The sequence below is a fragment of the Paenibacillus sp. N119s genome (genome assembly GCF_059447605.1).
Genome location: NZ_JCAJRU010000002.1, coordinates 49966 through 60575, shown reverse-complemented (window position 1 = coordinate 60575; position 10610 = coordinate 49966). Strand labels below are relative to the sequence as shown.

Genomic DNA, 10610 nt, shown 5'->3' with positions numbered 1-10610 from the left:
GGTTACATAATGCGCAGTCGCACCAATAATTTTCACACCGCGATTATAAGCTTGGGCATACGGCTTGCCACCCACAAAAGCAGGTAGAAAGGAATGATGGATATTGATAATCCGGTTGCGGTAATGCTCAATAAACTTGGGTGAAATAATCTGCATATACCGGGCCAGAATGATCACGTCAATCTCTTCGCCAATGACCTCTAGCTGACGGCGCTCTGCCTCTGGCTTGGTATCAGCTGTCACCGGTATGTGGTGATAAGGAATGCCAAAGGACTCCACATACTCCTTCATATCCGGATGATTACTAACCACCAATGAAATATCCGCGTCCAGATCCCCTGCTTGCCATTGCCACAGTAGCTCTACCAGACAGTGATCTTCTTTGGACACAAAAATAGCCAGCTTTTTCTTGCGGCTGACCGCTGAAATCGTCCACTCCATACGGAATTGCTCGGCAACAGCGACAAAGTCCTGCTCCAATTGCAGCAGTGCTGCACTCAAATTGGGCAGATCAAATTCAATCCGCATAAAAAACATACCGCCGGACGGGTCCATTGTATATTGATCAGATTGAACGATATTGGCTCCATGCTCATACAAAAAGCGGGACACAGTCGCTACAATACCTGGTCCATCTGGACAAGATACAAGCATGCGCGCACGGTTTTCATGTGTAGGTGAAGTGCTATTTGGCTGATGTTTTACGTGAAGTTCCATGTGGCTATTCATCCCCCTTATCTTATACCGTCACTGGCAAATGACTACCAGCAAACCAGGCAATTAATCGTTGATTAATGTGTTCTTCGCTCATCTCTGGAAAAAGCGCTGCTTCCGTTACCATGTCATATAGACGTTCCAGCGGCTCACGTGGATCTGCTTTTCTTGCTTTAGCATCATTTTTCAGCAGAGCCCAGGTATCCAGCACAAATTTTCGGATATCCACATCCTGTTTTTTGAAAAACGAATGCAGCTGCTCTACCTGACCCAAAAACTCATCTCCAAAGCGTTCTTTTACATTACCACGAAGCAAGGCGATCTCAACCTCATACATGGGTCGCTGAGTTTTAGCTTCTTTTCCTATCCACGGTGTCTCTAAAATAAACGGACGTCCTTGAAGTGCTTCATGGTGAACCACATTATGAATGGTCTGGTAGCCAATCCAGCCCGATCCAATCGGAGTATGGCGGTCTTTATGAGCGCCAACTGGGTTTTTGCTGTCATTAATGTGAACAACTGCGATGCGATCCAAGCCGACAACACGGTCAAATTGCTCCAGTACACCGTCCAGATCATTGACTATGTCATAGCCCGCATCATGAATGTGACAAGTGTCCATACAAACCGTAAGACGTTCGTTACGCTCTACTTTATCTATAATAGAGGCAATTTCCTCAAAGCTACGTCCCATTTCGGTGCCTTTACCTGCCATCGTTTCAAGTGCAATATTGACATCGGTCTCCTTCACACCGTTCAGTACCTCGTTCAAACCATCGGCAATACGCCCAATTCCGTACTCTGCATCTTTATCTGTAAAAGCTCCTGGGTGCAGCACGATATTTCTCACACCAATTGCATGTGTACGCCGGATTTCCTCCTGAAGAAAGCTGACCGCAAGCTCATAGGTATTTTCCTTGTAAGAGCCGAGATTGATGATATACGGGGCATGCACCACGATATCTTCCATTCCCTTTTCCGCCATCAGCTGCTTGCCTTCCTCTAAATACATGGACTCCATCGGCTTCCGGCGCGTGTTTTGGGGTGCTCCCGTGTATATCATAAACGAGCTGGACCCGTAAGAAGACGCTTCTTTTGTAGCGCTGAGCAGACCCTTGTCCGAGAAGGACACATGAGAACCAATTTTCAGCATGATTTTGATTCATCCCCTTATCCTGTTATGCTTGTCTTATTTTAATTTAATCATTTTAACGTGATTATTGAAATCAAACAACATAGCTTTTATGGCAGCTTTTTTTAGATGACTCCATAAAGGGAATATACGAACAAAGTACACATCAGAATAAATCAACCTCCTGTAGCGTATACAGATACATTCAACATGAAGTTTTTTTAGCAAAAAAGGTTATATTTTATAACAGGAACATTTTTTTGAATGGGAAGGAGAATAGGCTGGATGAACATCATCGTATGCGGAGGAACTGGATTGGTGGGGAGTGCACTGGTCAAAAGTCTGCTAGATGACGGATATACCGTGAAAGTCATTACCCGCAAGCCGCTGGTAAGCCATGAAGAGAGCCCTCGCTTGCAATATATGAGCTGGAACGAATTAAAACAAAAACCTGAATTACTGGAGGGCACGGATACGGTCGTTAATTTAGCAGGAGAGACGCTGAATCAGCGCTGGACGAACAAGTCTAAACAAAGAATTCTTCAATCACGACTGCAATCCGTATCCCGATTGGCTCAAGCGTTGAATGCTCTGCAAAAAAAACCAAAAGTCATCATACAGGCTTCGGCTGTAGCGGCCTATGGCACATCCCTGACCGAAACATTTGACGAAAAAAGTCCGTGTCGTTCGGAAGATTTTCTGTCCCAGGTGGTTGAGCAATGGGAGGAAGCTGCCAATGCCTATCCTGCTGATGCCCGTCTAATTAAGTTACGCATCAGCCTTGTGCTGGACAGAAAAAAAGGAGCCTTCCCACTCATGAAGATGCCTTACGTCTTCGGAATTGGTGGTAAAATAGGGAGTGGCCATCAATGGATGAGCTGGATTCATATTGCGGATATCGTTCGTCTGATCTCGTATTGTATCCATACACCCGAGATTTCCGGGGCAGTGAACGCTTCGTCACCACATCCCATGACGAACGACCAGTTCGGGAAAACAGTAGCTAAGGTATACCGCCGTCCGCACTGGTTTTCCGTTCCTGGCATTCTCGTTCAAAAGCTATTGGGTGAGATGAGCACGCTTGTATTGGACGGTCAAAAGGTAATACCGCGCAAAGCGCTGGAGCACGGATTTAAGTTTAACTATCCTTCACTGCAAGAAGCGCTAGAGGAACTCCGTTCTCCTCACAAACAGCGTTAAAATGGACTCTGTGTATGATAGATATACGAAGTAAAATCTTTAAGCTGCAACGTTTTAGGCCTATGAATGGTCCTCTATTTATAAAAAGAAGCCCAGAATACAATAGGCCTCTTCTTAACATATATTCATTTAATCTTTACTCAAGGTGCATCGGAGGATTTAAAAGAGTCCAACCGATAAGTATAAGAGACTCCGGCGATTTTAAAAGTGTCTCCTTCCTTTATTGCATACTCCTTATAAGGCACCATAGGCTCTCCATTCAGCACAGTTCCGTTCGTCGAGGATAAATCCTTAACCATATGGTTTTGTCCTCCTGCCACTATGCAAAGCTCAATATGAGAACGGGAGACTCCATCCGTGTGCTCTACAAACTGGACCAACTGTGGATCTCTTCCGATGATAAAGCTGCCTCCAACGAATTGGTCTGGCTGCAACCGTATGCGCTCGGTCTCTCCACTTCCGGGCAACTTACGATCCAAGCAAGCAATTGGCGAATGCTGATTAGGTGGACTCTGTATCTCTTGATCCGGACGAAGCAGCACGGTTTCCTGCTTGGACATCGTATTGAGTAGTTCCGTGACACCGGATAAGGACTTATAATAAGCCTCGCTGGTATCACTGTCGTCCAATTCGTTTACACACGCGATACCTTTCCTCGAAGGCTCGTGTAAATCATAATTCGCACTTACTTTCTCTCGATCCCCCGCCGCTTGGTTTCCCACGCCTTTAGATTCTGAGTTTGGAAGAGTCCAACGCCAGCTCTCCCGCGCTTGATCACTCGAATCGAAGGATTGTTTATCTTGGCGATGGCGTCCTGCTACAAACCCAGTCAACTTATCTACCTGATAACGGTCATTTTTCCGTTGTGCTGATGGTGTGGTTCCTAACCATTCCGAATCCAATACAGGAACTGCTTCACTATAAAAATGAGCTGAAGCTCGATTAGGCTCTAATTTCCCCGTCCAGCTTATATAAGCAACAGCGACAAGTACCAAAGTCAGCACAATTGAAATAAGCAAGGGCACTGTCTCTGGATGATCCAAATAAATGTAGCGCCAAACGATAGCCGAGGCGAGCAGACATCCGAGAGCAATGTATGTTTTATACTGTTGCAATTTAGGCTCCGCATCTTCCATTTCTTCGTCGGTTCCTACCTCGACGTTCTCTTCAGGTTTTATAGACTGCTTGAGTTGATTGACCCGCTTAAGCTCCTGAATTTCCTGCAGAGTCTCCCGGTGCTCTTGCCTGTACGTTCTTTCGCCACGATCTGTATAGTTACCCAGTAGGGTATGAGAGGAATGAATAGATGATCTATCCTCATCCTGACCGCCTACGCTTTGTTCACCAGCCGCCATCCCCTGCAACAGTAATTCCTTTAACGCACCCACCTCAAATTCATTTCTATCGCATAGATCAAGTATGCGCTGTATAAATTCTCCCTGAGCGTGAGCCACACGAGTCAGCAAACGAATAATCATCTGTTTAAAATAACTGCCTGTTTGTTCTGGATACTGTACACTGCACAAAGGAATATAGGTTAAACTGACGGTCTCCCTTGTACCCGAGCCGCTTACAAAAATGTAATCCTCGTGCAACATAAACTGGCGGATATTTAACATATATTGCGGACTACGATGAAGAGTATCTGCTACTTCAAAGAGAATTCGGTAGAAATCAGAAGTCGATACACTCCCACCCTTCCATACTTGGGAAAGCATACGTTTCCCCGAAATATCGTAATGTAACTCGATCTGAAAATCGACTTCTTTTATTCTAAGTTCCAGCAGACCAGGAATCCGATTACTAGTCAACATTCTGGTCTGTACAGAATTTAAATCATCGGTCTTGAGCCCACCTTCCTTGTTTAGAATCATAAAGGTCCCGCCATTCCGGGCAAAATCCCTGCTTAAACCAAACAATTCATGACCTCCTTAACCCTTTCTTATTTCCTGAGGTAGCATGATCTCCCAAAGCGGACACGTCATGACAAGAAGTAAAGATAAGCACTGACCACCCCCGGAATGACTGCCGTCATAAAAGGAAACCTGATATGCGCTTCTCTCCCACTGATCAGCGCCTTGCCGCTACGAAATAGGAAAAGTCCTCCTAAATTAAACGCCACACGTCGCAATCTCATGATGGTTTCTCTCCTCCATAGTAAAATCCCTATACCAATAATGCCTGCAAAAAAAATCGAATATAGAGCCGATTGCCACGCAAAAGCAGCACCTGTCCATGCTCCAATTAAGCCGAACAACTTTACATCTCCTGCACCAATAGCTCCCATCCAGTACAAAATCAGCATGAATCCAAAGCCTGTTCCAAGACCAGCAACAGCAAATAAAAAACCGTGCCAGCCCCCAAACAGAGTATTGAACAGCAAGCCTACTGCTATGCCAGGCACTGTAAGCTTATTAGGGATTTTCATGCTTCTTAAATCCGTGACCAGCGCAATCGTCAGCAGAATTCCGCACACAATATACATCCACGTCAATGTGATCTTTCCCCTTTATAAAAATAGAAATTTGTAGGACTGCCAATCCTTTTCCATCAATCATAGTTATCTCTAAACGTCTATATTTCGCCTATCCATCAGTTGTCTTCTGCACAGAAAACGGAACCTCGATACGTTGGCCATCCTCCGTTTCAATCACAAAGCTCCATTGACCTGGTGTCGTGTTCGTTCCCACGAACCAATTCCATTCAATAATCCCACCTGCATCAGCCGTGGCCCAGCCCAAGTGCTGAGCCGTGCTTTCACCTGACTTATAAAGTACAGAAAGGCTTGCATTCGTCCCGGGTTTAACCTTGGCCTTGATCAAATTGTAAACTCCCTTCACAGCAGGTTCAGGCTTGACGAGCAGCTGTATGGAATTCTTCGCATCCTTATCCCCTGTCGCATCACCTGTACCTGCTCCCTCTCCTGTATCGCCGACCCAAAGACGTTCCTCGGCTGCCGCTTGGAGCACAATGTTGCGATACAGAAAGGGGACCTTCATCGGTAGCTCATACGATAGCTCTACTCTAAAATAAGGGTCCTTAGTTTCTGTAAGAGAGGGTATATGCACGCTCGTTATATGGACACGTTCATACTCCAGAATGCTTGTCTCCATAAAAGGCTTTAGCATCGGTTTCAGCACAGGATCAAGTACAGCCTCCGTCAAGCGTCCCTTTAGCTCCTCCAGTGGCTTTTTGCCGCCTTGAACAGCACTTTCTACCCAACCACCGATTGGAGGTGGCAGTTGGGCAGCGAATTGGCTTGCATATTCACTCACGGATAACTTAGGCAGTTCATCCAGCGGTTCGCGGGCTGCATCTATTTCGGACGCCGCCTCCACAGCTAGAGACACCGGGTAGATTTTAGCCGAAACCTGCTTAACCGCTTCTGAAGCAGTAGTCTGCAAGGCTGTAGATACCAGCGTCATTTGGACCATATAAATGAGAAAAATAATAAAGAATAAAAACAATGGCAGCGCCAGTGACGCTTCTAAAACAATACTTCCTTGTTCACGCTGCTCCTGTCCACAAACCTGGCGTAGATGCTGATTAGTAGGAAAAATGCGCTGTTTTCGTGACATAGTACACACTTCCCTTAATGCTCTCCCCTTCTTGGGAGGCAGCTCCAAGCATCTTCATCACTCCCGGTAGAAACCACAGTCTCATCCCATTCTTGACTTCACCTTTTACATACGTACGCCGCTCAGCTGGATTGACATCTGTATTCAGGCGAATCAGAGCAAGCATACGGGACATTTTCCGCTCATTATTGCTATGGAGCATCAGGAACAATCGCAAATGATCCTTATACGTCATTCGAAATTTCAGAAAGTCAGACAAAGGCACATCCCCTTTTTGTGCCAGCATGACCATGTCTTCAATCGCCTTCTCTACTCCATATAACAAGGCTGCCGCCAATACGACCAACGGGTTACCTTTTGAGCTATTTTTAACTAATCCCTCCATCGTTCTAATGGCAAGCCTCATAGCAAAAATTTCCCCATAGGCAGATGCCAGATTACCCGTCGGATTATGGAATCCATACAAGATGTACTCAACTTCCTGATTATTCACTTCCAGTTGATCCCCTAAAATCTGTGCGGCATTCCCTACCTTTCCACCTGATCCGGTCAAACTGCCAAATCGGCTGAAGTCTACGTGATGAAAGTAGGAAAGCGCATATTCGTTCTGGTAAAACTCGTCTCCCAGCTGAGTCAGTAAATTGGATGCCGCCTCGTATAATCCATCCATACTATCCATGGAAGACCCCGCTGCATCATAGGTGTCATAGGACAAATCAGCAGATATAGATGGACTGGTTGTGGACTGATTAAACAAAATACTTTCATTGTAATACTGCTCGACCTCTCGGAATTGCTCAGCGCTTTGTTTACCTTTAGAAAGAACCTCAATGATCCGATAAGCTTGCTTGAGCTTGTTTTTCGCCTCTTTTTCCATTTTCTTGCGTTCTTTGTCCGGACCGCGTCGCGTGTCCATCGTTCTGGCTTCACCGTCGAGTACATTTGCGGGTCCAGTCCAAGCATACGCATTTAAGTATTTATCTATCTCCTTAAGCGTCGAAGCGACTTCTTGCTTGAGCATGTCTGCATTCAAAAATGGATCTGTATAAAAGGACAAGGTACGCATCATACTCGTTATTCTATTGTTAGCAGTATTTATAGCTGTCCGTTGCTTTTCGATTTCTGCTGCCCATTGCTCAAACTCATTATCGGGAATCAACAAATCCTCTGCCTTTTGCCGGGCACTTCCTACAGCCGGATCGGCATTGTAGCCTCCTCCACTTGGAGTGGGGGCTGCGGAAATCTCGTCATAGCCTGCATTGCCCGCCCTCTGCTTATATTGGGCAATGACTTTGCGCATCTCCTCATTAATCTGCCGGGCTTCATTCAACGGATCTTGAGCTTCCACAAGCAGCTTGTCATGCTCCTCTCCAGCTTTAACCATGACCTGTTGCAGGCGATCCAGTGCTGTTCTTGCCCTTCTTGCATACTTCTCCATTTGCATGATTTTTACGTCGTCCACACTCTTCTTGTTATCCTCATATACATGCACGTAATGCTTATACTGAGCAGCAATATCGGCTACAACCTCAAGTGGATCCCATATATACTGATTAGGCATATATGCACCCCTCTGTTTAGTAATCCGTTTACGAACCTCTTCCATATATGCTCCTGCCTTACGCTGTTTCTCCAGCATGTCATCCAGTTTGCCTTCTCGTCTGTCGTACAGCTTTTGCAGCCGTTTCAGCAAATCTACCGTGTGTGAAGCTTCCTTCATATTTTGAGAGAGTGGCTTCAACTTTTCGAGCACTTCAAACGTAAAATCGACAGGTGCCTTATACTTCATCTCTTCACGGATCTGCTCGTTGAATATGGCATATTTACCAAGCTTCCTTTCCATTTGCAGGGAGCTGGAATCCAGCTTCATATTCATAAGCGGCAGCGTTTCCGCGCGCGCCGTACGCCGAGCACTGTCATTCAGCACTTTGACCATAATTTGTTCTCCGCCGCCTTCACCATAAGCAAATAAACCGTACTCCTGTTGTAATGCCGGATCATAAGCAGACATCACTGACCGTACCGCCGCATGGGTCAGCCGTTCGGTCTGCACATGCAACGCAGCAATTCTTGCATAATCAATAAATACAGCAATAAAACCGAACATGACCGCCAAAATCAGAATGAGGAAGACCGTGACAGCACCTGATTCCCCGTCCTTTGTATTACGTCCCTTACCAAACATCCGCTTCCTCCTTTCCAGTGACATTCCCGCTACCTACTCCTTAACGACCGTTTTGCTCATATTGCATCAATACTTTACCTGCAACTGACGGATCTACCTTTTCACCTGAGCCTCTACCCATAAACTTTGCACCATAATAACGGACCATCTCTACCGTACGAATCCATTCCACAGGTTCTACCACACCCGAGCTCATTTTTCCTTGTAAATCTGTCTGATCTAAAAATTGATTCAGCAAAGGAACCTTCACCATCTTATTGAGCTCTGTGGTAACCCTACGGCGTATTATACTGTTCTCATATGTCATTTGCCCCTGCATGCCTATAGGCATTTTGTTTGCTGCATTGGACAGCTTCTGAGTAGGTATCCCCCCTCCTCCAGTGTCGCCCGGCACCTGTACACGTTCCTGATTATCGGCTCCGGCCCAGCCAAACAGAGCGCCTAACATGATGTCATCCTTCAAACGCCAATAGAGAGAATCCCGTTGTCCTTGCGCAAAAGCTCCTGTACGTGGGTCCTTAAAGCTGTTATCCCAGCTGTAAGCAGCTCTTTCTGAAGCAGTAGAAGCAACCTGCACCAATATAGATTTTTGATATATATACAGGCAAAAAAATAACATTACAAAAATGACCAGCAACAGAATGGGAAAGACGAGGGAAGCTTCCAAGGAGAAGCTCCCATCCTCTTTTTGTGCCAATTTGCGCAGCATTATGAATCCATAAAATCGTTACTTTTTTTATCTGCCTTTTTCAACAGCCCTTCTACAATTTTCTTGATCTGATCCTTAAAAATAATTGCTACTGCAATCAGAATTGCAATAATCAAGATCATTTCCAACGTCCCCAAACCATCTTCATCCTTGTACAATTTACGAAAACTACCTGCTACTAATGTCGTTATCATTTTATCCTCCTACATGTTCATCATCATTAAAGCCGGAGCACCCACCAACACAATAACCGTAAGCAAGATTAGCGCCATCGGGAAGACTAATTTTGAAGAAGCCTGTTCCCCTCTTGTGCGGTTAATTGAAGTCCGCTTGCTCCATAATGTCTGAGATAACTCACGTAAAGCCATTACAAAATCGCTCCCACCGCGTCTCATATTCAATAAAACCGTTGTTGTAAATATCGTTACTTCCTGAATACCACACCGTTTGCTCAGATGTTCAAATGCCTGTTGAAAGGAATATCCGCTTTCCCATTCCCCCACTGTCTGCCGCAATTCCCGATACAATGGATGTACCGTATCCTCCCCTTTTCGTTCCACACAATGAAGCAAAGCCCGCTGTACCGTCTCCCCCGCACCAACTAAAAGCATCATTTTACTCAACAGTTCAGGCAATTCCATTAAAATCTGCTGATCCCGCTTCTGTACTTTCCCATACAGATCCTTGACCAACGCAACTGGCACCAGAACACCGAGCCCCAAACCAAGCACCAGTCCAGTTGCTTCCCCGCCCATCATAAGCGATATTAAAACTCCACCAGCAGCCACCATATATCCGTAACCCAACATTTCGGCCAGAAAAAGCATCGTCTTCTCTCCACTGTTGCGCATACCATACAGTTTCTGGATCGAGCGCTGAAGCTTGAACATCAGCAAAGGCAGCCTTTGAGTGGCACGTAAAACATGAAGCATGTGAACAAATGGTACCGAAAGTTTTTGCAGCCGCAGTCCTTCCAGCCTCATATGGCGAAAATGTGCATACTTAACAGCGTACATTTGGTTCAGCACCACCCAACCTCCCACTTGCAGAACCAGCATGACCAGACAAATCAACATCAACACATCCATCACT

General features: G+C 45.6%; 10 protein-coding genes. 1 reads left to right on the top strand and 9 read right to left on the bottom strand.

Going from position 1 to position 10610, the window contains the following annotated elements:
- Together purU and AC5V8P_RS00845 are read right to left on the bottom strand one after the other, a co-directional pair.
- On the bottom strand, positions 1-717 hold a 717-nt coding region (gene purU / locus AC5V8P_RS00850), incomplete at its 3' end, for a formyltetrahydrofolate deformylase (protein WP_495473541.1).
- A gap of 22 nt (positions 718-739) precedes the next feature.
- On the bottom strand, positions 740-1867 hold the full coding sequence (locus AC5V8P_RS00845) for a deoxyribonuclease IV (RefSeq protein WP_064795379.1): 1128 nt from the start codon (positions 1865-1867) through the stop codon (positions 740-742).
- 264 nt (positions 1868-2131) lie between these two features.
- Here AC5V8P_RS00845 and AC5V8P_RS00840 point away from each other — a divergent pair, with 264 nt between their 5' ends.
- Positions 2132-3046 carry a TIGR01777 family oxidoreductase gene (locus AC5V8P_RS00840; RefSeq protein ID WP_064795380.1) on the top strand — a complete coding sequence of 305 codons (915 nt, stop codon included), beginning with the start codon at positions 2132-2134 and terminating at the stop codon, positions 3044-3046.
- 140 nt (positions 3047-3186) lie between these two features.
- On the opposite strand, the gene AC5V8P_RS00835 is transcribed toward AC5V8P_RS00840, so the two are convergent.
- From AC5V8P_RS00835 to AC5V8P_RS00805, 7 genes are all read right to left on the bottom strand, one after another.
- The gene (locus tag AC5V8P_RS00835) at positions 3187-4965 is read right to left on the bottom strand and encodes a DUF6382 domain-containing protein (RefSeq protein WP_064795381.1); all 1779 of its coding nucleotides are present in this window, start codon (positions 4963-4965) and stop codon (positions 3187-3189) included.
- A gap of 62 nt (positions 4966-5027) precedes the next feature.
- The gene (locus AC5V8P_RS00830) at positions 5028-5540 is read right to left on the bottom strand and encodes an A24 family peptidase (protein WP_064795382.1); all 513 of its coding nucleotides are present in this window, start codon (positions 5538-5540) and stop codon (positions 5028-5030) included.
- A 91-nt stretch (positions 5541-5631) separates the two neighbouring features.
- On the bottom strand, positions 5632-6624 hold the full coding sequence (locus AC5V8P_RS00825) for a pilus assembly protein (RefSeq protein WP_064795383.1): 993 nt from the start codon (positions 6622-6624) through the stop codon (positions 5632-5634).
- Positions 6593-8809 (bottom strand): DUF5702 domain-containing protein, encoded by a 2217-nt coding sequence (locus AC5V8P_RS00820; RefSeq protein WP_064795384.1) that lies wholly within the window; start codon positions 8807-8809, stop codon positions 6593-6595. Before AC5V8P_RS00820 ends, AC5V8P_RS00825 begins: the two co-directional genes overlap by 32 nt.
- A gap of 40 nt (positions 8810-8849) precedes the next feature.
- Entirely contained in the window at positions 8850-9518 is a 669-nt protein-coding gene (locus AC5V8P_RS00815; protein ID WP_064795385.1) for a TadE family protein, read from the bottom strand.
- Positions 9518-9712, bottom strand: a complete 195-nt coding sequence (locus tag AC5V8P_RS00810; protein ID WP_064795386.1) for a Flp1 family type IVb pilin — start codon at positions 9710-9712, stop codon at positions 9518-9520. The genes AC5V8P_RS00815 and AC5V8P_RS00810 overlap by 1 nt, the downstream gene beginning before the upstream one ends.
- A 9-nt stretch (positions 9713-9721) precedes the next feature.
- Positions 9722-10606, bottom strand: a complete 885-nt coding sequence (locus tag AC5V8P_RS00805) for a type II secretion system F family protein (RefSeq protein ID WP_064795387.1) — start codon at positions 10604-10606, stop codon at positions 9722-9724.
- Between the last annotated feature and the right edge of the window lie 4 nt (positions 10607-10610).

What these genes read in the sequence shown, in the direction of transcription:
- AC5V8P_RS00845 (WP_064795379.1), bottom strand. Translation starts at nt 1,867, where the DNA reads ATGCTGAAAATTGGTTCTCATGTGTCCTTCTCGGACAAGGGTCTGCTC.
- AC5V8P_RS00840 (WP_064795380.1), top strand. Translation starts at nt 2,132, where the DNA reads ATGAACATCATCGTATGCGGAGGAACTGGATTGGTGGGGAGTGCACTG.
- AC5V8P_RS00825 (WP_064795383.1), bottom strand. Translation starts at nt 6,624, where the DNA reads ATGTCACGAAAACAGCGCATTTTTCCTACTAATCAGCATCTACGCCAG.
- AC5V8P_RS00820 (WP_064795384.1), bottom strand. Translation starts at nt 8,809, where the DNA reads ATGTTTGGTAAGGGACGTAATACAAAGGACGGGGAATCAGGTGCTGTC.
- AC5V8P_RS00815 (WP_064795385.1), bottom strand. Translation starts at nt 9,518, where the DNA reads ATGCTGCGCAAATTGGCACAAAAAGAGGATGGGAGCTTCTCCTTGGAA.
- AC5V8P_RS00810 (WP_064795386.1), bottom strand. Translation starts at nt 9,712, where the DNA reads ATGATAACGACATTAGTAGCAGGTAGTTTTCGTAAATTGTACAAGGAT.
- AC5V8P_RS00805 (WP_064795387.1), bottom strand. Translation starts at nt 10,606, where the DNA reads ATGGATGTGTTGATGTTGATTTGTCTGGTCATGCTGGTTCTGCAAGTG.